The organism is Pseudomonas sp. BIGb0176 (genome assembly GCF_024810175.1).
Lineage (GTDB): Bacteria > Pseudomonadota > Gammaproteobacteria > Pseudomonadales > Pseudomonadaceae > Aquipseudomonas > Aquipseudomonas protegens.
The window spans coordinates 254,191-276,533 of record NZ_JANUEC010000006.1; the positions used below are offsets into that span (position 1 = coordinate 254,191).

23 protein-coding genes are annotated in these 22,343 nt (G+C 61.2%); 16 read left to right on the forward strand and 7 right to left on the reverse strand.

The features are described from left to right. Window positions 1–77: 77 nt before the first annotated feature. Window positions 78–566 carry a DUF3015 domain-containing protein gene (locus M2395_RS29710; RefSeq protein WP_011063564.1) on the reverse strand — a complete coding sequence of 163 codons (489 nt, stop codon included), beginning with the start codon at window positions 564–566 and terminating at the stop codon, window positions 78–80. Window positions 567–842: 276 nt separating this feature from the next. Here M2395_RS29710 and M2395_RS29715 point away from each other — a divergent pair, with 276 nt between their 5' ends. Together M2395_RS29715 and M2395_RS29720 are read left to right on the forward strand one after the other, a co-directional pair. Next, on the forward strand, window positions 843–3,281 hold the full coding sequence (locus M2395_RS29715) for a Lon protease family protein (protein ID WP_015637098.1): 2,439 nt from the start codon (window positions 843–845) through the stop codon (window positions 3,279–3,281). A 214-nt stretch (window positions 3,282–3,495) separates the two neighbouring features. Beyond that, window positions 3,496–3,837: a hypothetical protein gene (locus M2395_RS29720; RefSeq protein ID WP_015637097.1), complete on the forward strand. Its 342-nt coding sequence runs from the start codon at window positions 3,496–3,498 to the stop codon at window positions 3,835–3,837. Between the two features lie 3 nt (window positions 3,838–3,840). Here M2395_RS29720 and M2395_RS29725 read toward each other — a convergent pair whose 3' ends face one another. Further along, window positions 3,841–5,667, reverse strand: a complete 1,827-nt coding sequence (locus tag M2395_RS29725) for a hypothetical protein (protein ID WP_077934805.1) — start codon at window positions 5,665–5,667, stop codon at window positions 3,841–3,843. Window positions 5,668–5,829: 162 nt separating this feature from the next. Here M2395_RS29725 and M2395_RS29730 point away from each other — a divergent pair, with 162 nt between their 5' ends. The 3 genes from M2395_RS29730 to M2395_RS29740 all read left to right on the forward strand — a co-directional run bounded on the left by M2395_RS29730 (window position 5,830) and on the right by M2395_RS29740 (window position 7,504). Further along, window positions 5,830–6,318 (forward strand): TIGR00645 family protein, encoded by a 489-nt coding sequence (locus tag M2395_RS29730; RefSeq protein WP_015637095.1) that lies wholly within the window; start codon window positions 5,830–5,832, stop codon window positions 6,316–6,318. A 135-nt stretch (window positions 6,319–6,453) separates the two neighbouring features. Further along, a complete protein-coding gene (locus M2395_RS29735; RefSeq protein ID WP_011063559.1) occupies window positions 6,454–6,759 on the forward strand; it encodes a DUF6482 family protein in 306 nt (101 codons plus the stop codon). Between the two features lie 127 nt (window positions 6,760–6,886). Continuing rightward, the gene (locus M2395_RS29740) at window positions 6,887–7,504 is read left to right on the forward strand and encodes an FKBP-type peptidyl-prolyl cis-trans isomerase (RefSeq protein WP_007924751.1); all 618 of its coding nucleotides are present in this window, start codon (window positions 6,887–6,889) and stop codon (window positions 7,502–7,504) included. Window positions 7,505–7,594: 90 nt separating this feature from the next. On the opposite strand, the gene M2395_RS29745 is transcribed toward M2395_RS29740, so the two are convergent. The 3 genes from M2395_RS29745 to M2395_RS29755 form a co-directional block, all read right to left on the reverse strand. Beyond that, on the reverse strand, window positions 7,595–7,864 hold the full coding sequence (locus M2395_RS29745) for a hypothetical protein (RefSeq protein ID WP_015637094.1): 270 nt from the start codon (window positions 7,862–7,864) through the stop codon (window positions 7,595–7,597). Between the two features lie 205 nt (window positions 7,865–8,069). Beyond that, window positions 8,070–8,411: a zinc ribbon domain-containing protein YjdM gene (locus M2395_RS29750; RefSeq protein WP_011063557.1), complete on the reverse strand. Its 342-nt coding sequence runs from the start codon at window positions 8,409–8,411 to the stop codon at window positions 8,070–8,072. 123 nt (window positions 8,412–8,534) lie between these two features. Then, window positions 8,535–9,503, reverse strand: a complete 969-nt coding sequence (locus M2395_RS29755) for a polyprenyl synthetase family protein (protein WP_123431481.1) — start codon at window positions 9,501–9,503, stop codon at window positions 8,535–8,537. A 378-nt stretch (window positions 9,504–9,881) separates the two neighbouring features. Between M2395_RS29755 and rplU the strand changes: the two genes are divergently transcribed. From rplU to M2395_RS29780, 5 genes are all read left to right on the forward strand, one after another. Beyond that, window positions 9,882–10,193: a 50S ribosomal protein L21 gene (rplU, locus tag M2395_RS29760; protein ID WP_003228361.1), complete on the forward strand. Its 312-nt coding sequence runs from the start codon at window positions 9,882–9,884 to the stop codon at window positions 10,191–10,193. Window positions 10,194–10,228: 35 nt separating this feature from the next. After that, complete coding sequence (gene rpmA, locus M2395_RS29765; RefSeq protein WP_003228360.1) at window positions 10,229–10,486, forward strand: 50S ribosomal protein L27; 258 nt, start codon at window positions 10,229–10,231, stop codon at window positions 10,484–10,486. Window positions 10,487–10,681: 195 nt separating this feature from the next. Further along, window positions 10,682–11,905: an Obg family GTPase CgtA gene (cgtA, locus tag M2395_RS29770; protein WP_011063554.1), complete on the forward strand. Its 1,224-nt coding sequence runs from the start codon at window positions 10,682–10,684 to the stop codon at window positions 11,903–11,905. A gap of 186 nt (window positions 11,906–12,091) precedes the next feature. Next, the gene (gene proB / locus M2395_RS29775) at window positions 12,092–13,210 is read left to right on the forward strand and encodes a glutamate 5-kinase (RefSeq protein WP_123431482.1); all 1,119 of its coding nucleotides are present in this window, start codon (window positions 12,092–12,094) and stop codon (window positions 13,208–13,210) included. Window positions 13,211–13,229: 19 nt separating this feature from the next. After that, the gene (locus M2395_RS29780; RefSeq protein ID WP_011063552.1) at window positions 13,230–13,691 is read left to right on the forward strand and encodes a CreA family protein; all 462 of its coding nucleotides are present in this window, start codon (window positions 13,230–13,232) and stop codon (window positions 13,689–13,691) included. Window positions 13,692–13,807: 116 nt separating this feature from the next. Here the strand turns inward: M2395_RS29780 and rpsT are convergent, their stop codons facing one another. Then, on the reverse strand, window positions 13,808–14,086 hold the full coding sequence (rpsT, locus tag M2395_RS29785; protein ID WP_007924739.1) for a 30S ribosomal protein S20: 279 nt from the start codon (window positions 14,084–14,086) through the stop codon (window positions 13,808–13,810). Between the two features lie 252 nt (window positions 14,087–14,338). On the opposite strand from rpsT, the gene murJ reads away from it, so the two are divergent. The 6 genes from murJ (at window position 14,339) to ispH (ending at window position 21,795) form a co-directional block, all read left to right on the forward strand. After that, on the forward strand, window positions 14,339–15,877 hold the full coding sequence (murJ, locus tag M2395_RS29790; RefSeq protein ID WP_011063551.1) for a murein biosynthesis integral membrane protein MurJ: 1,539 nt from the start codon (window positions 14,339–14,341) through the stop codon (window positions 15,875–15,877). A gap of 128 nt (window positions 15,878–16,005) precedes the next feature. Next, the gene (gene ribF / locus M2395_RS29795; protein ID WP_011063550.1) at window positions 16,006–16,950 is read left to right on the forward strand and encodes a bifunctional riboflavin kinase/FAD synthetase; all 945 of its coding nucleotides are present in this window, start codon (window positions 16,006–16,008) and stop codon (window positions 16,948–16,950) included. Between the two features lie 13 nt (window positions 16,951–16,963). Continuing rightward, entirely contained in the window at window positions 16,964–19,795 is a 2,832-nt protein-coding gene (ileS, locus tag M2395_RS29800; protein WP_015637091.1) for an isoleucine--tRNA ligase, read from the forward strand. After that, a complete protein-coding gene (gene lspA / locus M2395_RS29805; RefSeq protein ID WP_011063548.1) occupies window positions 19,788–20,300 on the forward strand; it encodes a signal peptidase II in 513 nt (170 codons plus the stop codon). Before ileS ends, lspA begins: the two co-directional genes overlap by 8 nt. Then, complete coding sequence (gene fkpB, locus M2395_RS29810; RefSeq protein WP_011063547.1) at window positions 20,293–20,745, forward strand: FKBP-type peptidyl-prolyl cis-trans isomerase; 453 nt, start codon at window positions 20,293–20,295, stop codon at window positions 20,743–20,745. Before lspA ends, fkpB begins: the two co-directional genes overlap by 8 nt. A gap of 102 nt (window positions 20,746–20,847) precedes the next feature. Next, entirely contained in the window at window positions 20,848–21,795 is a 948-nt protein-coding gene (ispH, locus tag M2395_RS29815) for a 4-hydroxy-3-methylbut-2-enyl diphosphate reductase (RefSeq protein ID WP_011063546.1), read from the forward strand. Here ispH and M2395_RS29820 read toward each other — a convergent pair whose 3' ends face one another. Continuing rightward, window positions 21,796–22,320 (reverse strand): GspH/FimT family protein, encoded by a 525-nt coding sequence (locus M2395_RS29820; protein ID WP_053160104.1) that lies wholly within the window; start codon window positions 22,318–22,320, stop codon window positions 21,796–21,798. Window positions 22,321–22,343: the final 23 nt, after the last annotated feature.

Here is a 22,343-nt window from a genome sequence, read left to right on the forward strand (position 1 = left end):
TCGGAAATACAAAGACCCAAGGTGGGCAAGGTCCGGAAAATAAAACCCGCTCCTCGCGAGGAGCGGGTGGGGCGAGCTTAAGCTGGGGTTGCGTACTTGGCCAGGCGCGCGTCGTTTTTCAACACGGCCAGGGTATTGGTGTGCACATCTTCCGCGGTCACGTCAGCCTTGCTGAAGATCTGTTGGAAGTGCTCGTGGGTAACCGCGGCAAAGTGCGCGCGATCCTCAGGGGCTACACCGAGTACCACGGCGTAGGTGGTCAGGGCTTCGCCTTGACCCTTGGCCATGTCTTCGGAGAGCTCGTTCATCATGCCGTTCATGGCGAACCAGGACTTGCCGCCATAGGTCAGCGAGGCATTGGTCGAGCAGCCGTTGGTACCGGAGGTCATGCCGAAAGTGGCGTTGCCTGAGGTGCCGTTGGTGGTGGATGCGAGGAAGTGCGCCGGAGTGCCGCGCTGGCCTTCGAACAGCATGTTGCCCCAGCCGCAATCCGGGCCGCCTGGCGCCTGGGCCATGGCGTTGAGGGATACAGCGGTGAAAAGAGTACCGAGAAGAATCCGTTTCATAGCGTTGTTCTCTTTGTGTGCATACCAATGGACAGGGAGACTGGCCCGTGTGGGCGCCAGTGGGCCGGTTATCTATCCAGCCGCGCAGTTTGGAGTTTAGGCAGGTTCCTCAGGTTCCGTAACTATTTACAAAACAATACCTGAAACAGCTGGTTTTACTTGGTGCGGGTCGTGGCCTGCGGCTTGGCTATGCTTTCCGCTGAGGCGCGCCTTGCCAGCCGGGCATACCCGGCGCCAGAATGCCGCCATCTGCCCCGCCTGATGTAAGGAAGCCCGATGCCTGATCCTGTTGCTGCCAGCCTGCGTCTTGCGCCTGAAGCGCTGACCCGTCCTTTCTCTGCTGAACAGTTCAGCTTCTCCACAACCAATGATCTGGAGCCCTTCCGCGGTGTGCTAGGCCAGGAACGTGCGGTCGAAGCCTTGCAGTTTGGCGTGGCCATGCCGCGCCCCGGCTACAACGTCTTTGTCATGGGCGAGCCGGGCACCGGCCGCTTCTCTTTCGTCAAACGCTATCTGAAGGCCGAAGGCAAGCGCCTGCAGACCCCGTCGGACTGGGTCTATGTCAACAACTTCGACGAGCCCCGGGAACCCCGGGCACTGGAGCTGCCAGCGGGGGCCGCGGGCAGTTTCATCAGCGACATCAACGGCCTGATCGATAACCTGCTGGCCACCTTTCCGGCGGTCTTCGAGCACCCTTCGTACCAGCAGAAGAAGAGCGCCATCGATCGCGCCTTCAACCAGCGCTATGACCGCGCCCTGGATGTGATCGAGCGCCTGGCCCTGGAAAAGGACGTGGCGCTGTACCGCGACAGCAGCAACATCGCCTTTACCCCGATGTTCGAAGGCAAGGCCCTGGACGAGGCTGAGTTTGCCCAGTTGCCCGAGGCCGATCGAGAACGCTTCCACGAGGACATTTCCGCCCTGGAGGAGCGCCTCAACGAAGAACTGGCGAGCCTGCCGCAATGGAAGCGCGAGTCGAGCAACCAGTTGCGCCAGCTCAATGAAGAAACCATCACCCTGGCCCTGCAGCCCTTGCTCGCGCCGCTGTCCGAGAAGTACGCGGAAAACGCCGCGGTCTGCGGTTACCTGCAGGCCATGCAGGTCTATCTGTTGAAGACCGTGGTCGAACAACTGGTGGACGACAGCAAGACCGACGCCGTGGCGCGCAAGCTGCTGGAAGAACAGTACTGCCCGAGCCTGGTGGTCGGTCACCCGGCCAGCGGTGGTGCCCCGGTGGTATTCGAGCCTCATCCGACCTACGACAACCTGTTCGGGCGCATCGAGTACAGCACCGACCAGGGGGCGCTCTACACCACCTACCGGCAGTTGCGCCCTGGCGCCTTGCACCGGGCCAATGGCGGTTTCCTGATTCTGGAAGCCGAGAAGATGCTCAGCGAACCCTTTGTCTGGGACGCGCTCAAGCGTGCCCTGCAATCGCGCAAGCTGAAGATGGAGTCGCCACTGGGCGAGATGGGCCGCCTGGCCACTGTGACCCTGACGCCGCAGGTGATTCCGCTGCAGGTCAAGGTCATCATCATTGGCGCCCGCCAGTTGTATTACACGCTGCAGGACCTGGATCCGGACTTCCAGGAGATGTTCCGGGTACTGGTGGATTTCGACGAAGACATTCCGATGGTGGATGAAAGCCTGGAGCAGTTCGCCCAGTTGCTGAAAACCCGCACCTCGGAAGAGGGCATGGCGCCACTGACCGCCGACGCCGTGGCGCGGCTGGCCACCTACAGTGCGCGCCTGGCGGAGCATCAGGGACGCTTGTCGGCGCGTATCGGTGATCTGTTCCAATTGGTCAGCGAAGCCGATTTCATCCGGCACCTGGCTTCGGATGAAATGACCGACGCCGGGCATATCGAGCGCGCGCTGAAGGCCAAGGCCACGCGTACCGGGCGGGTGTCGGCGCGGATTCTCGACGACATGCTGGCGGGCATCATCCTCATCGACACCGATGGTGCCGCGGTAGGCAAGTGCAACGGCCTGACGGTGCTGGAGGTCGGGGACTCGGCCTTTGGCGTGCCGGCGCGGATCTCGGCCACGGTCTACCCCGGCGGCAGCGGTATCGTCGACATCGAGCGCGAGGTCAATCTCGGCCAGCCGATCCACTCCAAGGGGGTGATGATCCTCACGGGTTACCTGGGCAGCCGTTACGCCCAGGAGTTCCCCCTGGCGATTTCCGCGAGCATCGCCCTGGAGCAGTCCTATGGCTATGTGGACGGTGACAGTGCTTCGCTGGGCGAGGCCTGCACGCTGATTTCGGCGCTCTCCAAAACCCCGCTCAAGCAGTGCTTCGCCATTACCGGCTCGATCAACCAGTTTGGTGAGGTGCAGGCGGTCGGCGGGGTCAACGAGAAGATCGAGGGCTTCTTCCGTCTGTGCGAGGCCCGTGGCCTGACCGGGGAGCAGGGGGCAATCATTCCCCAGGCCAACGTCGCCACACTGATGCTCGACGAGAAGGTCTTGCAGGCGGTGCGAGCCGGGCAGTTCCATGTGTATGCGGTGCGCCAGGCCGATGAGGCCCTGAGCCTCCTGGTGGGCGAGCCGGCTGGCGAGCCGGATGCCGAAGGGCAGTTCCCCGAGGGCAGCGTCAATGCGCGTGTGGTGGAGCGGCTGCGGGTGATTGCCGAGATGATCAGCGAAGACGACCTGAAGGAGGCCGAGAAGGAACAGGCCCAGGAGGCGTTGGCCGATACCAAGCCGGCGTGATGCTGTTCGATGGCGAGGGGAGTGTTCCCTCGCCATCGGCGCCAGGCCGCTGACGCCAATTTTTCAAAATAGACCATTCGGCGCCTGTTGGATCGGTCAACTTTGTTTATCAGGCTTTTCTTCTATTCTCAGGGCAAGGAGAACGACAGTCGTCGCTGGATCGAAACAGCCTTGCGTTGAAGGCTGAATAGTGGATCTACCGAGGGTCGCCGCCATGTCGCGCAACCTTTGCCTTACTCGCCAATGCCTTGGCCTGGTTACCCGTATCGAATGCATTGTTCGCCCTTTGGCGGGGGACAACGGTATGTGGACCCTTCTCTTCGCCGCCGGAATGGCCGGTGAACAACCCTCGGCGATCAAGTCCCAGGGGCCGTTCTGCGGACCTGTGGTGGCCGAATCGATCCTCGATTCGATCGTTGAAAGCCTGACTACCCACGGTTACCAACTGGCCGACGATCCGCAGATATGGTGCCTGCATCTGCAGGCCCAACTGCGGCAGATCAACGGTGAGCGGGGGCGTCACGCCGGGGATTTCCAGTTCCATCCCGAACATTGATGGCTAGGGTGGTGTCGGCTCGGCTTTGTCGAGTTTGACCTCGAAGCCGTATTCGACGGCATTGAGTTCGCTGCGCTCGTAGCTTTCCAGTTGGCTGGGCTGGCCGTAGAAGTAATGCACGTCGAACAGCGCGGGCCCGTTGTTCGAGGCGCCGTGGCTGACGGCAAGGATCTCCTTCAGGTACTGGCCACTGTCGTCCTTGGCGTAGAAGCGCCAGGCATCCGCGGGAAAGAGCTTCTGATCGACTATCAGGGCATTGCCCTTGAGCTCCAGGCCCTTGGGCAGTTGCTGGGCACTGATGGTCTTTTTCTCGATGTTGGCGAGAAACAGCGGGATAGAGCCGACGGCATAGGCCGGGGTTTCAGGGAACAGGTTCAGGTCATAGGTGATGACGCCACGCATGGGGTCGATTTCAAAGGCCTCGTCCGGCAGTTCGATCGGTTCGCCACGCTGGCCCTTGTCGTCCTGAGTGAAGAAGGTCAGCGGGGTGTCGCCGGCATTGAACTCCGAGCCCAGCAGTTCGTCGTTGAAGGTCCGCGGATGGCTGAACTCAATGCGTGCTGCACTGGCATCTTCCACCGATTGGCTGATGGTCACGGACTTTTTCAATGAATCCTCATCAAGCTCCGCGCCCTTGAGGTAGCTGGCGGCCTGATCGTCATAGACCACCACCGGCATCGGCAGTGGCTGGATGTTCTTGTCGGTGGTGAGCCGATCGAAGCGGTGTACCGGCAGGTCGAGGTCCTTGCGGGTCACGCTGGCCTGAGCAAAGTCGAGTACGGCGACCTCCAGCTTGTCGATCTGGCCGTTGAAGTACACCTTGGCGTAATGCTGGGTGTGCTGCTGGTCGAAGGCTTTCTGCTCATCCTCCAGTTGCTTCTCGAAGGCCTCGCTCCAGCTCTTCTGCTTCTGCATCTCGGCCAGTTGCTGGCGGTAAAAGGCGACCTGCTGGGCGCTCTCATTGATCGAGCCCGCCCGAGAGAGGATTTGCCCGCTGCTGTCCCGAGCCTGCGCCAGCAAGGGGTTGAGGGAGGCGTCGTCGGCTTCCTCAGGCAGGGCGGCGTTATTGCTCAGTTCGATCTCGGCGACATTCTTTTCCAGCGCCAGCAAGGTCAGGCTGATGTTGCCGTCCTGGCGTGGCTTGCCGATGTCGGCCCGGGTCAGTTCGAAGGTCAGGGTGCGGCCGGGAGCTATCACTTCCAGCTTGCCCTGCAGCGAGACCGGCTGCGGCTGGTTCTTGTTGTCCACTTCCAGGCCCTCGATGAAGGGATAGGTCACGGTCAGGTCATCCGGGTTGGTCAGGTTGGAACTGGACGGGCTGAGTTGAATCCCCGGGTCGGTTTCCGACCATTCGGGCTGAAAGGGGATGACCTTCTTGTTGCTCAGGGTGACGGACTGCCACTCCAGGCCATGGGGAAAGGGGAACTGCGCGGGCATGTTGAAGCTGAAGGGGAACACCGGCTGCAGGTCGGTCAGGTAGTCCGAGCTGGAGGGCTTGCGCAGCACGAACAGGCCATTGACGTAGGTGTCCACCAGCGCCTGGGCCGTGGGGTAGTGCTTGAGCAGGGCCAGGCTGTCGTCACCGTATTCGGTTTCGATCGGCTTGCTGTCGAGCTTGATCTGCGCACGCTCGAGCAGCAGCAGTGAGCCGCCGAGGTCGGCGATGGCGTCCTTGAGCTTGGGGTCCTGGATGGCGTCCAGGGATTTTTCAAACTGTGCGGTCCTCTCTTCGAGGCTGGCCTGCTTCTTTTCGTCGCTGGGTGAACAGCCGCCGCTGATCAGCAGCGCCAGACCAAGGCCGAAGCTGGCCAAAGGCAATCGCAAATCCATTTTCCAGTCTTCCTGTCCAGTGTCGGTGGGCGGTGGCAATGGCTTCGACACTAGCAGAAAAAACGTTTGGAAAAACCCGTGGGGCAGGGGATCGTCTGTGGTTTATGGGCTTTTGGCGCGCTGATATACTCGCCGCCGCTTTTACACCGGGTACGAGATTCAATGGAACGTTTTATCGAAAATGCAATGTATGCCTCACGCTGGCTGCTGGCGCCGATCTACTTCGGATTGTCCCTGGGCCTGCTGGCACTGGCATTGAAGTTTTTCCAGGAAGTCTTCCACGTTATTCCCAATGTGTTCTCCATGGCCGAGTCCGACCTGATCCTGGTGCTGCTGTCGCTGATCGACATGGCGCTGGTGGGTGGCCTGCTGGTGATGGTGATGATTTCCGGCTACGAAAATTTCGTGTCGCAGCTGGACATCGATGAGGACAAGGAAAAGCTCAGCTGGCTGGGCAAGATGGATTCTTCGTCGCTGAAGATGAAAGTGGCGGCGTCCATCGTCGCGATCTCCTCGATCCACCTGCTGCGGGTGTTCATGGACGCCAAGAACACCCCCACCGAGTACCTGCTGTGGTACGTGGTGATCCACATGACCTTCGTGATCTCGGCATTTGCCATGGGGTACCTGGACAAGCTGACCAAGCACTGACCGCCCCCTGCCCACCGGACACCTGCCGCCCGGCCGTTGCGAAACGGACGGGCGGCGTTGTTTGTGGCTTGTGCTTTTTCCGGGCGGGGCATATGCCTGTAGGGGTCATGGCTTTCAATTGCACGAGGTGCGCTCATGAACCTGCAGGAAATGAATGCCTACGCCATTGCCGGAAAAGTCGATGAGTTGAACCTGATTTCGCTGGAAGGCGGAATCTACCTGCTTGAGGCGCGCATGCACGGGGCTGCATACCCGTTGAGCGATGCCCATGGGCAGATGTTTCATCTGCGTTCGGTGGAGCATGCCCGTGAAGTGCTGCAGTCGTTTCCCAAGCTGCCGTTCAACCTGATCCACACCTCGGTGCATGACGAGATGTGCGGGTTGTCTGCCAGCGCCGAGGAAAGCCTCAAGGTGCCAATCACCCTGCACTCCGGCTGGTAGCGCCGGGGTTGCGCTGATTGTCGCCGGACTTCTGTGCTAGTCTGCTCGCCCTTTTGGTTCCGGGCGCTCCGGAAGGTGCTGTGTTTCCACGGCCTTTCCCGAGCCGTCCGCACAGCGGAGCAGTGTCATGTCCGAAGTAAATCTGTCCACCGACGAAACCCGCGTCAGCTACGGCATCGGCCGTCAGCTGGGCGACCAACTGCGTGACAACCCGCCACCGGGCGTGAGCCTGGATGCAATCCTGGCCGGTCTGACCGACGCTTTCGCCGGTAAGCCAAGCCGTGTGGGTCAGGAAGAAATGTCTGCCAGCTTCAAAGTCATCCGCGAAATCATGCAGGCTGAAGCCGCTGCCAAGGCTGAGGCGGCTGCCGGTGCCGGTCTGGCATTCCTGGCGGAAAACGCCAAGCGTGAAGGCATCACCACCCTGGCTTCCGGCCTGCAGTTCGAAGTGCTGACCCAGGGCGAAGGCGCCAAGCCATCCCGTGAAGACAGCGTTCGCACTCACTACCACGGCACCCTGATCGACGGCACTGTGTTCGACAGCTCCTACGAGCGCGGCCAGCCTGCCGAATTCCCGGTTGGCGGCGTGATCGCTGGCTGGACCGAAGCGCTGCAATTGATGAACGCCGGTAGCAAATGGCGTCTGTACGTGCCGAGCGAACTGGCTTACGGCGCACAAGGCGTGGGCAGCATCCCGCCGCACAGCGTCCTGGTGTTCGACGTCGAGCTGCTGGACGTTCTGTAACCCCTGTAGGAGCCAGCTTGCTGGCGATGAAGGCTGCGCACTCGCGGTCTGCTCATCGCCGGCAAGCTGGCCCCTTGATCGGCTTAGGTTTCATAGACGGATTTTTGCGCTCAGGCTTTGACCATCGGTACCGGTCGGCCGCAAGGCTCTGGCGTAGCAGAACAAAAACAGGTTGCGCACCAATTCCTTGAGTACCAGCGGTTCGCTGGAGCTCAGGCCGTTCAGGTCCAGATCTCCCTGGTCCTGCAGCTCGTTCAGGGCTTCCTCTTCCAGTACCGCACAGACTTCCCCGGTTTCCCGATGCAGGATTCGCAGGTAAGGGTGTGGGCGGTCCAGCCAGGCATCAATCAAATAAGTCATGGTCGTCATCTCCTTGAATGGGGTTCAATGAGAATAATTCTTATTCAATGAATAGCAAGTGCCTATTGGCGGTTTCTGCTTTTTTCTGTGCAGAAATTGTTTTCGATCAAATCGACTGGCTTTCTGCTAGCAAGGTTGCGGGTTGACCGAGCGGGGAGGGGCGTAGGGGGGGACCCTCTCGCGGCGGGCGCGAGAGGGGGTGGATTCAGACCTTGCGGACGAACTCGGACTTGAGTTTCATCGGGCCGATACCGTCGATCTTGCAGTCGATGTCATGGTCGCCATCGCACAGGCGGATGTTCTTGACCTTGGTGCCGACCTTGACCACCAGCGAGGTGCCCTTGACCTTGAGGTCCTTGATCACGGTAATGGTGTCGCCGTCTTGCAGCACGTTGCCCACCGAATCTTTCTTCACGGCTTCATCGGATACGGCTTCGGCTTCACCGCTGGCGGACCACTCGTGGGCGCACTCAGGGCAGATCAGCTGGGTGCCGTCCTCGTAGGTGTATTCGGAATTGCATTTTGGGCAGGGTGGCAAAGTGCTCACTTAAGCTCCTCAAAGTCAGGATGGCTAAAAAGCGCACATTGTATAGGGTTTTGTGGGCGAGAGGGGATGAAGGGGGGGGCAGAGCAACGAGCCGGCTCCTGTGATGAGCAGGAGCCGGGCTGTTTAGTGGGTGCGGGCGACGGCGAATTCGCTCAGTTCCACCAGGGCATCGCGGTACTCGCTCGGTGGCAGGGCTTCCAGGCAAGTGATGGCGCGCGCAACGTAATCGCGGGCCAGTTGTGCGGTGTAGTCCAGGGAGCCCGAGGCCTCGACGGCGGCACGGATGCTTTCCAGATCTTCGATGCCGCCTTTCTGGATCGCCTGGCGAACCAGGGCTGCCTGTTCCGGTGTGCCTTCGCGCATGGTGTAGATCAGCGGCAGCGTCGGCTTGCCTTCTGCCAGATCGTCACCGACGTTCTTGCCCAGGGTCTCGGCATCGCCGCGGTAGTCCAGCAGGTCGTCCACCAGTTGGAAGGCCACGCCCAGATGGTCGCCAAAGGTGCGCAGGGCCTCGGCCTGTTCCTCGGTGGCGCCGGCCAGTGCGGCGGAGCTGTGGGTCGAGGCTTCGAAGAGCATCGCGGTCTTGCCGCGGATGACTTCCATGTAGGTTTCTTCGGTGGTGCTGGCGTCACGCACCTTGGAGAGCTGCAGGACTTCGCCTTCAGCGATGATCCGGGTGGCCTGGGACAGGATGCGCATGACCGGCATCGAGCCGAGCTCGACCATCATTTCGAACGAGCGCGAGTACAGGAAGTCGCCCACCAGTACGCTGGGAGCGTTGCCCCACATGGCGTTGGCGGTTGAGCGGCCACGGCGCATGCCGGACATGTCGACCACGTCGTCATGCAGCAGAGTGGCGGTGTGCAGGAATTCGATGGTGGCGGCCAGCAGGCGCAGGTCGTCGCCTTCGCGGCCCAGGGCCTTGCCGCACAGCAGCACCAATAAAGGACGCAGGCGCTTGCCTCCGGCCGAGGTGATGTAATCGCCGATTTTGGAAACCAGCGGAACTCGGGAGGTCAGCTGTTTCTTGATGATGCCGTCGACGGCGCTAAAATCGTCCGCCACCGCGCGGTAGAAAGCTTGGGGTTGCATCAGCGACAGGTGCTCCAGAAGGGTTGCGCGGCATGCTAGGACCCACGTCCGCGGGTGTCAAGGCGCGGTCCCGCACGGCTAAAACCCCGACGGGCTGTAATTTGTCAGGGTAAAACACTGGGGTATAGTCGCGTGCTGCCATTAAACCCTGGTTTCAGGGGGTTAGGTCCCCGGCGCCAGGGCTGGCAGCGTTGTCCGACGTGGCCTGAACGGCACTTGCAAGGCCATTGAGCCTTGCGTACAATCGCGCACCCTGAACTTCCTGGGCAGCACCTGCCTTACGCAATTGCACTTGGGCCGTTCCAGCCCCATGCAGCCATGCCAGCCAATACCTCTTCTTATAAAGAGCTGGGTGAGCAGGATTATCGGAGAAATACCATGTACGCAGTAATCGTTACCGGCGGTAAGCAATACAAGGTCGCTGAAGGTGAATACCTGAAGATCGAAAAACTGGAAGTCGCTACTGGCGAATCCGTGACTTTTGACCGCGTTCTGTTGGTCGCCAACGGCGACGACGTGAACATCGGCGCACCTGTTGTTGCTGGCGCAACCGTCAAGGCTGAAGTGATCTCCCAAGGTCGTCACGATAAAGTCCGCATCATCAAGTTCCGTCGCCGTAAGCACCACATGAAGCGTATGGGCCACCGCCAGTGGTTCACCGAGATCAAAATCACCGGTATTCAGGCTTAATTTCAGCCTAATTCCTCACTAGGAGAATTGAACTCATGGCACACAAAAAAGCTGGTGGTAGTACCCGTAACGGTCGCGACTCAGAAGCCAAACGCCTTGGCGTGAAGATGTATGGCGGCCAGGTCATCAAGGCCGGCAACATCATCGTGCGTCAGCGCGGCACCCAATTCCACGCTGGCTACGGCGTTGGCATGGGTAAAGATCACACCCTGTTCGCGAAAATCGAAGGCGTGATCAAGTTTGAAGTAAAAGGCGCCTTCGGTCGTCGTTACGTGAGCGTCGTCGCAGCTTAATTGCGCGATCGCTGGAAAAGCCCTGTCTCGCGACGGGGCTTTTTCGTTTGTGGGATGAGTCTCTTGCAAAACTGTTTGTACGAGCTGCCAGCGTTGGATGTTTCGGTCGTTGATTGAGGTCGCTGCGCTCATTTTTGCAAGAGTCTTATGTCTTAGTGCTTTTCAGCTCGCCCGTGTGGCGAGAGGCGTTTGAACATGAAGTTTGTTGATGAAGTATCGATTCGAGTAAAGGCTGGCGACGGCGGCAATGGTTGCATGAGTTTCCGTCGGGAAAAGTTCATCGAAAACGGTGGTCCCAACGGTGGTGATGGTGGTGATGGCGGCTCGATCTACATGGTCGCCGACGAAAACCTCAATACCCTGGTGGACTACCGCTACACCCGGCACTTCGATGCCGAGCGCGGCTCCAACGGCGGCAGTACCGACTGCACCGGCAAGAAGGGTGAGGATCTGGAGCTGCGGGTTCCGGTCGGTACCACGATCATTGATGCGGGCACTCAGGAAGTCATTGGCGACCTGACCAAGGCTGGCCAGCGGTTGATGGTGGTGCAGGGCGGCTGGCACGGTTTGGGTAATACCCGTTTCAAGTCCAGTACCAACCGTGCGCCGCGCCAGACCACTCCGGGCAAGCCGGGTGAGCAGCGTGATCTCAAGCTGGAGCTGAAGGTGTTGGCGGACGTGGGTCTGCTGGGCTTGCCGAATGCGGGCAAAAGTACCTTTATCCGCTCGGTGTCCGCGGCCAAGCCGAAGGTGGCCGATTACCCGTTCACCACCCTGGTGCCGAACCTGGGTGTGGTCAGCGTCGATCGCTGGAAGAGCTTCGTGATCGCCGACATTCCGGGTCTGATCGAGGGCGCTTCCGATGGTGCCGGCCTGGGGATTCGCTTCCTCAAGCACCTGGCGCGTACGCGCATCCTGCTGCACCTGGTGGACATGGCGCCGCTGGATGAAAGCAGCCCGGCGGATGCGGCAGAGGTGATTGTCAATGAGTTGATGAAGTTCAGCCCGTCCCTGGCCGAGCGCGAGCGCTGGCTGGTGCTGAACAAGTCCGATCAGATCCTCGAGGAAGAGCGTGAAGAGCGGGTCAAGGAAATCGTTGATCGCCTGGAGTGGACGGGGCCGGTATACGTGATCTCGGCCATCTCCAAGGATGGTACCGAGCGCCTGAGCCGCGACATCATGCGTTACCTGGAGGATCGTGCCGATCGCCTGGCCGCCGACCCTGCCTATGCCGACGAGCTGGCTGAGCTGGATCAGCGCATCGAAGACGAGGCGCGTGCCCAGTTGCAAGCCCTCGACGATCAGCGCGCTCTGCGCCGCAGTGGCGTGAAGAGCGTCCATGACATCGGTGATGATGACTGGGACGAAGAAGACGTTGACGATGAAGATGGTCCGGAAATCATTTACGTTCGCGACTGATTCGGCAGGAGCGGGCTTGCCCCGCGAAGACGGTTTATCTGGCAGGGTGCGGTGTTATCATCGCTGCCAAGCCAGCTTCCAAGGCGCCGCTCATTTGAGCGGCGTTTTGGTGTCTGCAGGATACAAATACGAATAACCCCATGAGTGGCGCTCGGTCGCGTCGCTCGCTGGCAAAGGTTGAATAAGATGCGGAGCAAGGTGACAGGTGCGCAGCGCTGGGTCGTTAAGATCGGCAGTGCGCTGCTGACGGCGGACGGCAAGGGGCTGGATCGCACGGCAATGGGTGTGTGGGTGGAGCAGATGGTGGCCTTGCATGAGGCCGGCGTCGAGCTGGTACTGGTTTCCTCCGGTGCTGTAGCGGCCGGCATGAGCCGCCTGGGCTGGACCGCACGACCGAGTGCGATGCATGAGTTGCAGGCCGCTGCGGCCATCGGCCAGATGGGGCTGGTGCAGGCCTGGGAGTCGAGCTTTGCCGAGCATGGCCGGCATACTGCACAGATTCTCCTGACCCATGACGACCTCTCCGATCGCAAGCGCTACCTCAATGCTCGCAGTACCTTGCGTGCCCTGGTGGAGCTCAAGGTGATCCCGGTGATCAACGAGAACGACACCGTGGTGACCGACGAGATCCGCTTTGGCGACAACGATACTCTGGCGGCGCTGGTGGCCAACCTGGTTGAGGCTGATCTGCTGGTGATTCTTACCGACCGTGACGGCATGTTCGATGCCGACCCGCGTAACAATCCTGATGCCCAGCTGATCTATGAGGCGCGGGCCGATGACCCGGCGCTGGATGCGGTGGCCGGTGGTACGGGCGGTGCGCTGGGGCGTGGCGGCATGCAGACCAAGTTGCGTGCGGCGCGGCTGGCGGCGCGTTCCGGGGCGCATACGATCATCGTTGGCGGGCGCCTGGAGCGCGTGCTGGACCGCCTCAAGGCTGGCGAGCGCATCGGCACCTTGCTGTCGCCGGAGCGCGGCATGCTGGCGGCGCGCAAGCAGTGGCTGGCCGGGCATCTGCAGACCCGCGGCACCCTGGTGCTGGACGAGGGGGCGGTGTCGGCTCTGTCCCGGGGTAACAAGAGCCTGTTGCCGGTGGGGGTCAAGCAGGTCCAGGGTGGTTTCCGGCGTGGTGAGATGGTGGTGTGCGTAGCGCCGGATGGTCGTGAGATTGCTCGTGGCCTGGCCAACTACAGTGCGCTTGAGGCGCAGAAGATCATTGGTCAGCCGTCCGACGCTATTGTCGGTGTCCTGGGGTATATGGCGGAGCCTGAACTGGTACACCGCGATAACCTGATTCTGGTGTAAGTGGCGTAAGGAAAAGCGTATGCGCGTAGCAAAAGGATTGTTGGGCTTGCTCTTGGCGATGCCGTTCATGGCTTCGGCCGAGGAGATTGGCCAGGTGTCCACGGTGTTCAAGTTTGTCGGGCCGAATGACCGGATCGTGGTCGAGGCGTTCGATGATCCCAAGGTCGATGGGGTGACGTGCTATCTGTCGCGAGCCAAGACGGGTGGGCTCAAGGGTGGCCTGGGCCTGGCGGAAGATCGTGCGGAAGCCTCCATTGCCTGTCGTCAGGTGGGGCCTATTGCGTTCAAGGGTGAGCTCAAGGATGGCGACGAGGTATTCAAGGAGCGCACCTCGCTGGTATTCAAGACCATGCAGGTGGTGCGTTTCCTGGATAAGAAGCGCAATACCCTGGTGTACCTGGTCTACAGCGATCGCCTGATCGAGGGTAGTCCGCAGAATGCGGTGACGGCTATCCCGATCCTGCCCTGGCCGCACCCGTAACGGAGTTTCTCCTGGCATGCTGGCCCTCTGTTGAAGGCGGGGCTGGTTTGCCGGGAGGGTAAATCGCGGGCAATAAAAAACCGACCCTTGGGTCGGTTTTTTAACAAGCGTGTCGCTTAGGCTGCAGCAGCAAGGTTCAGAGCCTTGATGTGGCCATTCAGACGACCTTTATGGCGAGCAGCCTTGTTCTTGTGGATGATGCCTTTATCGGCCATGCGGTCGATAACTGGCACAGCCAGAACATAAGCAGCTTGCGCTTTTTCAGCGTCTTTTGCGTCGATGGCTTTAACTACATTCTTGATGTAGGTACGAACCATGGAACGCAGGCTGGCGTTGTGGCTGCGACGCTTCTCAGCCTGTTTTGCACGTTTTTTGGCGGAAGGTGAGTTGGCCACCGTCGAGCTCCTCGAAAGACTTTTTGGGAAATAGCAAACAAAATAGGCCGCGAATCATGCCGATGAGTTGAAGTCTTGTCAAGGGCGGGTGATGCGTTCCGCTGAGTGGTCGATCTGAAGAGGCGGGATATTTATTTCCGGCGCTTGACCTGTAAACTCGCGAGCTTTGGCTCTGTGCTGTTGCGGCGCGGAGTATCGCATAAGTGGGTGTCTTTTCGCCTGCTGTTTATCTACAAGGCGCAAAACCTTTTCATGAACCTGCTCAAGTCGTTGGCCGCCGTCAGCTCTATCACGATGCTTTCCCGGATACTGGGGTTTGTGCGTGACACCATCATCGCGCGCACTTTCGGTGCCGGGATGGCCACCGATGCCTTCTTCATTGCCTTCAAGCTGCCCAACCTGCTGCGGCGCATCTTTGCCGAAGGAGCGTTCTCCCAGGCGTTCGTGCCGATCCTGGCGGAATACAAGAGCCAGCAGGGGGAAGAGGCGACCCGTACCTTCATTGCCTATGTCTCGGGTCTGCTGACCCTGGTCCTGGCGCTGGTGACGGCTTTGGGCATCATCGCCGCGCCCTGGGTGATCTGGGCCACGGCACCGGGGTTCGTCGACTCTCCGGAAAAGTTCGCCCTGACCTCTGACCTGTTGCGGGTGACCTTTCCTTATATATTGCTGATCTCGCTGTCGTCTCTGGCCGGGGCAATCCTCAATACCTGGAATCGTTTCTCGGTGCCGGCCTTCGTGCCGACCCTGCTCAACGTCAGCATGATCATTTTTGCGGTGTTTCTGACGCCGTATTTCGATCCGCCAGTGATGGCTCTGGGCTGGGCGGTGCTGGCTGGTGGCCTGGCGCAGTTGCTGTATCAGCTGCCGCACCTGAAGAAGATCGGCATGCTGGTGCTGCCACGCCTGAACCTGCGGGATACCGGGGTCTGGCGGGTGATGAAGCAGATGCTGCCGGCGATTCTCGGGGTTTCGGTGAGCCAGATTTCGTTGATCATCAACACCATCTTCGCCTCTTTCCTGGTAGCCGGTTCGGTGTCGTGGATGTATTACGCCGACCGCCTGATGGAGCTGCCGTCCGGTGTGCTGGGGGTGGCGCTGGGCACCATTCTTCTGCCGACCCTGGCCAAGACCTACGCCAGCAAGGACCGCCACGAGTATTCGCGGATTCTCGATTGGGGCCTGCGCCTGTGTTTCATCCTGGTGCTGCCGTGCTCCCTGGCCCTGGGTATCCTCGCCGAGCCGCTGACCGTGTCACTGTTCCAATACGGTGAGTTCAGTGCCTTCGATGCGTCCATGACCCAGCGTGCGCTGGTGGCTTATGCCGTGGGTTTGCTGGGGATCATCGTGATCAAGGTGCTGGCGCCGGGCTTCTATGCGCAGCAGAACATTCGTACACCGGTGAAAATCGCCATCTTTACGCTGATCGTCACCCAACTGCTGAACCTGGCCTTTATCGGCCCCCTGAAACACGCGGGCCTGGCCCTGGCCATTAGCGCCGGGGCCTGTATCAACGCCGGACTGCTGTTCTACCAGTTGCGCAAGCAGCAGATGTTCCAGCCGCTGCCGGGGTGGGGGCGGTTCACCTTGAAGTTGCTGTTGGCGGTAGCGGTCATGTCCGCGGTATTGCTGGGCCTGATGCATTTCATGCCGGCCTGGGATCAAGGCCATATGCTCCAGCGGTTCCTGCGCCTGGGCGTGCTGGTGGTGGCTGGGGTGGTGGCATATTTCGGCATGCTGGCGCTGCTGGGCTTCCGTTTGCGCGACTTCAATCGCAAGGCCTTGAACTGACGGCTGTTTAGTCGCCAGGGCAGGGCAGGCATCGGTTTTGTCGGATCAACCACATTGGGTGCGGTGCTGCCTGTCGTCGGCCGCCGGGTGTGGTTATAATCGACCACTTTATGAGCAAGAAGCGCGTTATGCAGCTGGTTCGAGGCCTCCACAATCTGCGCCCCCAGCATCGGGGCTGCGTCGCCACTATTGGCAACTTTGACGGTGTTCACCGTGGTCACCAGGCTATCCTGGGCCGGCTGCGCGAACGTGCGCTCGAGTTGGGCGTGCCCAGCTGCGTGGTGATTTTCGAGCCCCAGCCGCGGGAGTTCTTTGCCCCCGAAACGGCTCCGGCGCGTCTGGCCCGCCTGCGGGACAAGCTGCAGTTGCTGGCTGACGCCGGTGTCGACCGGGTGCTGTGCCTGGCCTTCAACCAGCGCCTGAGCAAACTCAGCGCCAGCGAGTTCGTCGAGCGAATCCTGGTGGATGGCCTGGGTGTACAGCACCTGGAAGTGGGTGATGACTTCCGCTTCGGTTGCGACCGGGTCGGTGATTTTGACTTCCTGCAGCAGGCCGGAGCCACCCACGGCTTTACCGTGGAGGCGGCGCAGACCGTCGAGCTCGACGGCCTGCGGGTGAGTAGTACCCAGGTCCGCAATGCCCTGGCCGCCGCCGATTTCGATCTGGCCGAGCGCCTGCTGGGTCGCCCGTACCGCATTGCCGGGCGGGTGTTGCACGGCCAGAAACTGGCGCGCCAGTTGGGTACGCCCACTGCCAATGTGCAGTTGAAGCGCCGTCGCGTGCCGCTTTCCGGGGTGTACCTGGTGAGCGTCGAGCTCGATGGCAGGACCTGGCCCGGCGTCGCCAATATCGGCGTGCGGCCCACGGTTGCAGGTGATGGCAAGGCCCACCTGGAAGTACATCTTTTAGATTTTGCCGGCGATCTGTATGACCGGCGTTTGACGGTGGTTTTCCACCACAAGCTGCGTGAAGAGCAGCGTTTCGCCTCCCTGGAGGCGTTGAAGACGGCGATCAATGCGGATGTTGCCGCCGCCCGTGCCCAAGTGGCACGTATCCATAGCGCCAATCGCTAATGAAGAGCCTTAAATGACCGACTATAAAGCCACGTTAAACCTTCCGGACACCGCCTTCCCAATGAAGGCCGGCCTGCCTCAGCGCGAACCACAGATTCTGCAGCGTTGGGACAGCATTGGCCTGTACGGAAAGTTGCGCGAGATTGGCAAGGATCGTCCCAAGTTCGTACTGCACGACGGTCCTCCCTATGCCAACGGCTCGATTCACATCGGTCATGCGGTCAACAAGATTCTCAAGGACATGATCATCCGCTCGAAAACCCTGGCGGGTTTCGACGCGCCTTACGTTCCTGGCTGGGACTGCCACGGTCTACCGATCGAGCACAAGGTCGAGGTGACCCACGGCAAGAACCTGTCCTCGGACCAGACCCGCGAGCTGTGCCGCGCCTACGCTTCCGAGCAGATCGAAGGGCAGAAGGCCGAGTTCATCCGCCTGGGTGTGCTGGGCGACTGGGCCAATCCCTACAAGACCATGAACTTCGCCAACGAGGCCGGCGAGATCCGTGCCCTGGCGGAAATGGTCAAGGGCGGCTTCGTGTTCAAGGGCCTGAAGCCGGTGAACTGGTGCTTCGACTGCGGCTCGGCCCTGGCTGAAGCAGAAGTCGAGTATCAGGACAAGAAGTCCGCGACCATCGACGTGGCCTTCCCGGTCGCCGACGAAGCCAAGCTGGCCGGCGCCTTCGGCCTGGCCAAGCTGGCCAAGCCTGCTGCCATCGTGATCTGGACCACCACCCCCTGGACCATCCCGGCCAACCAGGCGCTGAACGTACACCCTGAGTTCAACTATGCCCTGGTCGACACCGGCGAACGCCTGCTGGTGCTGGCCGAAGAGCTGGTGGAATCCTGCCTGGCCCGCTACAACCTGGAAGGCTCGGTGATTGCCACGGCTCCAGGTTCGGCCCTGGAACTGATCAATTTCCGTCATCCGTTCTACGATCGTCTGTCGCCGGTGTATCTGGCCGAATACGTGGAGCTGGGTGCCGGCACTGGCGTGGTTCACTCGGCCCCGGCCTATGGTGAAGACGACTTCGTGACCTGCAAGCGTTATGGCATGGTCAACGACGACATCCTCAATCCGGTGCAGAGCAACGGTGTCTACGCGACATCGCTGGAGTTCTTCGGCGGCCAGTTCATCTGGAAGGCCAACCCGGCCATTGTCGACAAGCTGAGCGAAGTCGGTGCGCTGCTGCACACCGAAACCATCAGCCACAGCTACATGCACTGCTGGCGCCACAAGACCCCGCTGATCTATCGCGCCACCGCGCAGTGGTTCGTCGGCATGGACAAGCAGCCGGAAGCCGGCGACACCCTGCGCCAACGCGCCCTGCAAGCCATCGAAGACACCCAGTTCGTACCGGCCTGGGGCCAGGCACGCCTGCACTCGATGATCGCCAACCGCCCGGACTGGTGCATCTCCCGCCAGCGCAACTGGGGTGTGCCGATCCCGTTCTTCCTGAACAAGGAAAGCGGCGACCTGCACCCACGCACTGTCGAGCTGATGGAAGAAGTGGCCCAGCGCGTCGAGCAGGAAGGCATCGAGGCCTGGTTCAAGATGGACGCCGCTGAGCTGCTGGGCGACGAAGCCGCCCAGTACGACAAGATCAGCGACACCCTGGACGTCTGGTTCGACTCCGGCACCACTCACTGGCACGTGCTGCGCGGTTCGCACCCCATGGGCCACGAAAGCGGTCCGCGGGCCGACCTGTACCTGGAGGGCTCCGACCAGCACCGTGGCTGGTTCCACTCGTCCCTGCTCACCGGTTGCGCCATCGACAACCACGCGCCGTACCGCGAACTGTTGACCCACGGCTTCACCGTGGACGAGAACGGCCGCAAGATGTCCAAGTCCCTGGGCAACGTGATCGCGCCACAGAAGGTCAACGACACCCTGGGTGCCGACATCATGCGCCTGTGGGTCTCGGCCACCGACTACTCCGGCGAGATGGCGGTTTCCGATCAGATCCTGCAGCGCAGCGCCGACGCCTACCGGCGGATCCGCAACACTGCGCGTTTCCTGCTTTCCAACCTGAGCGGCTTCAACCCGGCCACCGACCTGCTGCCGGCCGAAGACATGCTGGCCCTGGACCGTTGGGCCGTGGACCGTACCTTGTTGCTGCAGCGCGAGCTGGAGCTGCACTACGGCGAATACCGCTTCTGGAACGTCTACTCCAAGGTGCACAACTTCTGCGTGCAGGAGTTGGGCGGCTTCTACCTCGACATCATCAAGGACCGCCAGTACACCACCGGCGCCAACAGCAAGGCGCGCCGCTCGGCGCAGACCGCGCTGTACCACATCTCCGAAGCGCTGGTGCGCTGGATCGCACCGATCCTGGCCTTCACCGCCGATGAGCTGTGGGAATACCTGCCGGGCGAGCGTAACGAATCCGTGATGCTCAACACCTGGTACGAAGGCCTGACCGAATTGCCCGCTGACTTCGAACTGGGCCGCGAGTACTGGGAAGGCGTGATGGCCGTCAAGGTTGCGGTGAACAAGGAGCTGGAAGTTCAGCGCGCGGCCAAGGCCGTCGGTGGCAACCTGCAAGCCGAAGTCACCCTGTTTGCCGAGGATGGCCTGGCCGCTGACCTGGCCAAGCTGAGCAACGAACTGCGTTTCGTGCTGATCACCTCGACCGCCAGCCTGGCCCCGTTTGCCCAGGCACCAGCGGACGCCGTGGCCACCGAAGTACCGGGCCTCAAGCTCAAAGTCGTCAAGTCGGCCTTCCCCAAGTGCGCTCGTTGCTGGCACTGCCGTGAAGACGTCGGCGTGCACCCTGAGCACCCGGAAATCTGCGGTCGTTGTGTAGACAACATCAGCGGAGCAGGCGAGGTCCGTCACTATGCCTAACGCCGCAGGCCGTTTCGGCCGTCTGGGCTGGCTGTGGTTGAGCGTGCTGGTCCTGGTCATCGACCAGGTCAGCAAGCTGCACTTCGAAAGTTCGCTGAGCATGTACCAGCAGATCGTGGTGATCCCGGATTACTTCAGCTGGACCCTGGCCTACAACACCGGCGCCGCCTTCAGCTTCCTCGCCGACGGCTCCGGCTGGCAGCGCTGGCTGTTCGCCCTGATCGCGATTGCGGTCAGTGCGGTGCTGGTGGTCTGGCTCAAGCGTCTGGGGCGCAATGAAACCTGGCTGGCCATCGCTCTGGCGCTGGTGCTGGGCGGGGCCCTGGGTAACCTGTACGACCGCATCGCCCTGGGCCATGTGATCGATTTCATCCTGGTGCACTGGCAGAACCGCTGGTACTTCCCGGCATTCAACTTCGCCGACAGTGCCATTACCGTTGGCGCGGTGATGCTGGCCCTGGATATGTTCAAGAGCAAGAAAACCGGAGAAGCCGTTCATGACTGAACAGGTATTGACTGAACAACGCATCGGTCAGAACACGGAAGTCACTTTGCATTTCGCATTGCGCCTGGAGAACGGCGACACCGTAGACAGCACGTTCGACAAGGCCCCGGCGACCTTCAAGGTCGGCGATGGCAACCTGCTGCCAGGGTTCGAGGCGGCGCTGTTCGGCTTCAAGGCCGGCGACAAGCGCAACCTGACCATCGAACCGGAAAACGCCTTCGGCCAGCCCAACCCGCAGAACGTGCAGGTCATCCCGCGTTCGCAGTTCCAGGACATGGAGCTTTCGGAAGGCTTGCTGGTGATCTTCAACGATGCGGCGAACACCGAGTTGCCAGGTGTGGTCAAAACTTTCGATGACGCGCAGGTGACCATCGATTTCAACCACCCGCTGGCCGGCAAGACCTTGACCTTCGACGTTGAAATCATCGACGTCAAAGCGCTTTAAAAGCATCGCCGGCATGCCGTCTTCTATTATCCAGGAGCCGGCTGCCGGCGATCCGCTGTCTACAACGATCTAACTTCTTGCGCGCAAGACACGAGGCACAGCATGCAAATCAAACTCGCCAACCCCCGTGGCTTCTGCGCCGGCGTGGACCGGGCGATCGAAATCGTCAATCGCGCCCTGGAAGTCTTCGGGCCGCCGATCTACGTCCGGCATGAAGTGGTGCACAACAAATTTGTCGTCGAAGACCTGCGCAATCGTGGAGCGATCTTCGTCGAAGAGCTGGACCAGGTGCCGGATGATGTCATCGTCATCTTCAGCGCCCACGGTGTTTCCCAGGCGGTGCGCAGCGAGGCTGCAGGTCGTGGCCTCAAAGTGTTCGACGCCACCTGCCCGCTGGTGACCAAGGTGCATATCGAAGTGGCGCGCTACAGCCGCGACGGCCGTGAATGCATCCTGATCGGCCACGCCGGCCACCCCGAGGTCGAAGGCACCATGGGCCAGTACGACGCCAGCAATGGCGGCGCCATCTACCTGGTGGAAGACGAAAAGGATGTGGCCGAATTGCAGGTGCGCAACCCAGAGCGCCTGGCATTCGTGACCCAGACCACCTTGTCCATGGATGACACCAGCCGGGTGATCGATGCCCTGCGTACACGTTTCCCGGCCATCGGCGGGCCACGCAAGGACGACATCTGCTACGCCACGCAGAACCGTCAGGACGCGGTCAAGCAACTGGCCGACGAATGCGACGTGGTGCTGGTGGTCGGCAGCCCCAACAGCTCCAACTCCAACCGCCTGCGCGAGCTGGCCGAACGCATGGCCACCCCGGCCTACCTGATCGACGGTGCCGAAGACCTGCAGCGCAGCTGGTTCGATGGTGTGGAGCGCATCGGCATTACCGCCGGCGCCTCGGCCCCGGAAGTGCTGGTGCGTGGCGTGATCCAGCAACTGCAGGCCTGGGGTGCCACCGGCGCCGATGAGCTGGCCGGCCGCGAAGAAAACATCACCTTCTCCATGCCCAAAGAGCTGCGGGTTCGCTCGCTGCTCTGATCAGCCGACGCCTGCGCACAAGGCCTGCTCGGCGTTTTCGCTGCGCAGGCTGACCCTCCCGCTACGTGACAGCACCACTTGATGGCGGCTGTACTCCTGGCCTGCCTGGCAGACATGGAGTGTTCCGGCCTGGAAGGCGCCACTGGGCAGCAGCGGATGGCCCAGGGCACTGAAGCGCACGAAGTGCTGCACCGGGCGATTGCCCACGATCAATACCTGCCCACTGCCTTGGCGCTCGATCAGTTGCGGGTTGCGTGCGTCCTGGACGCCCTTGCCGCTGATATCCAGGATGATCCTCCAGCCCCGGCTCCAGTCGTCCTCCAGACTATGGATCAGGACCGTGCGCTGGTGCAGGATCGCTGCCGCCCGGGCGTTGCGCAGGCCACTGGCGAGCATCTGCGCGGCGTCCTGCTGGCGATTGGAGCGCAGCAGCTCACTCATGGCGCTACCGGAAAGCGGCAGCAGCAGGGCCAGCAGAACCAGTGCGGTCAGCAGTTCAATCAGGCTGAAGCCTTTCTCATGCATGGGGTCTCCCTCCCTGGGGACGA

What these genes read in the sequence shown, in the direction of transcription:
- M2395_RS29710 (WP_011063564.1), bottom strand. Translation starts at nt 566, where the DNA reads ATGAAACGGATTCTTCTCGGTACTCTTTTCACCGCTGTATCCCTCAAC.
- M2395_RS29715 (WP_015637098.1), top strand. Translation starts at nt 843, where the DNA reads ATGCCTGATCCTGTTGCTGCCAGCCTGCGTCTTGCGCCTGAAGCGCTG.
- M2395_RS29720 (WP_015637097.1), top strand. Translation starts at nt 3,496, where the DNA reads ATGTCGCGCAACCTTTGCCTTACTCGCCAATGCCTTGGCCTGGTTACC.
- M2395_RS29725 (WP_077934805.1), bottom strand. Translation starts at nt 5,667, where the DNA reads ATGGATTTGCGATTGCCTTTGGCCAGCTTCGGCCTTGGTCTGGCGCTG.
- M2395_RS29730 (WP_015637095.1), top strand. Translation starts at nt 5,830, where the DNA reads ATGGAACGTTTTATCGAAAATGCAATGTATGCCTCACGCTGGCTGCTG.
- M2395_RS29735 (WP_011063559.1), top strand. Translation starts at nt 6,454, where the DNA reads ATGAACCTGCAGGAAATGAATGCCTACGCCATTGCCGGAAAAGTCGAT.
- M2395_RS29740 (WP_007924751.1), top strand. Translation starts at nt 6,887, where the DNA reads ATGTCCGAAGTAAATCTGTCCACCGACGAAACCCGCGTCAGCTACGGC.
- M2395_RS29745 (WP_015637094.1), bottom strand. Translation starts at nt 7,864, where the DNA reads ATGACTTATTTGATTGATGCCTGGCTGGACCGCCCACACCCTTACCTG.
- M2395_RS29755 (WP_123431481.1), bottom strand. Translation starts at nt 9,503, where the DNA reads ATGCAACCCCAAGCTTTCTACCGCGCGGTGGCGGACGATTTTAGCGCC.
- rplU (WP_003228361.1), top strand. Translation starts at nt 9,882, where the DNA reads ATGTACGCAGTAATCGTTACCGGCGGTAAGCAATACAAGGTCGCTGAA.
- rpmA (WP_003228360.1), top strand. Translation starts at nt 10,229, where the DNA reads ATGGCACACAAAAAAGCTGGTGGTAGTACCCGTAACGGTCGCGACTCA.
- cgtA (WP_011063554.1), top strand. Translation starts at nt 10,682, where the DNA reads ATGAAGTTTGTTGATGAAGTATCGATTCGAGTAAAGGCTGGCGACGGC.
- proB (WP_123431482.1), top strand. Translation starts at nt 12,092, where the DNA reads ATGCGGAGCAAGGTGACAGGTGCGCAGCGCTGGGTCGTTAAGATCGGC.
- M2395_RS29780 (WP_011063552.1), top strand. Translation starts at nt 13,230, where the DNA reads ATGCGCGTAGCAAAAGGATTGTTGGGCTTGCTCTTGGCGATGCCGTTC.
- murJ (WP_011063551.1), top strand. Translation starts at nt 14,339, where the DNA reads ATGAACCTGCTCAAGTCGTTGGCCGCCGTCAGCTCTATCACGATGCTT.
- ribF (WP_011063550.1), top strand. Translation starts at nt 16,006, where the DNA reads ATGCAGCTGGTTCGAGGCCTCCACAATCTGCGCCCCCAGCATCGGGGC.
- ileS (WP_015637091.1), top strand. Translation starts at nt 16,964, where the DNA reads ATGACCGACTATAAAGCCACGTTAAACCTTCCGGACACCGCCTTCCCA.
- lspA (WP_011063548.1), top strand. Translation starts at nt 19,788, where the DNA reads ATGCCTAACGCCGCAGGCCGTTTCGGCCGTCTGGGCTGGCTGTGGTTG.
- fkpB (WP_011063547.1), top strand. Translation starts at nt 20,293, where the DNA reads ATGACTGAACAGGTATTGACTGAACAACGCATCGGTCAGAACACGGAA.
- ispH (WP_011063546.1), top strand. Translation starts at nt 20,848, where the DNA reads ATGCAAATCAAACTCGCCAACCCCCGTGGCTTCTGCGCCGGCGTGGAC.
- M2395_RS29820 (WP_053160104.1), bottom strand. Translation starts at nt 22,320, where the DNA reads ATGCATGAGAAAGGCTTCAGCCTGATTGAACTGCTGACCGCACTGGTT.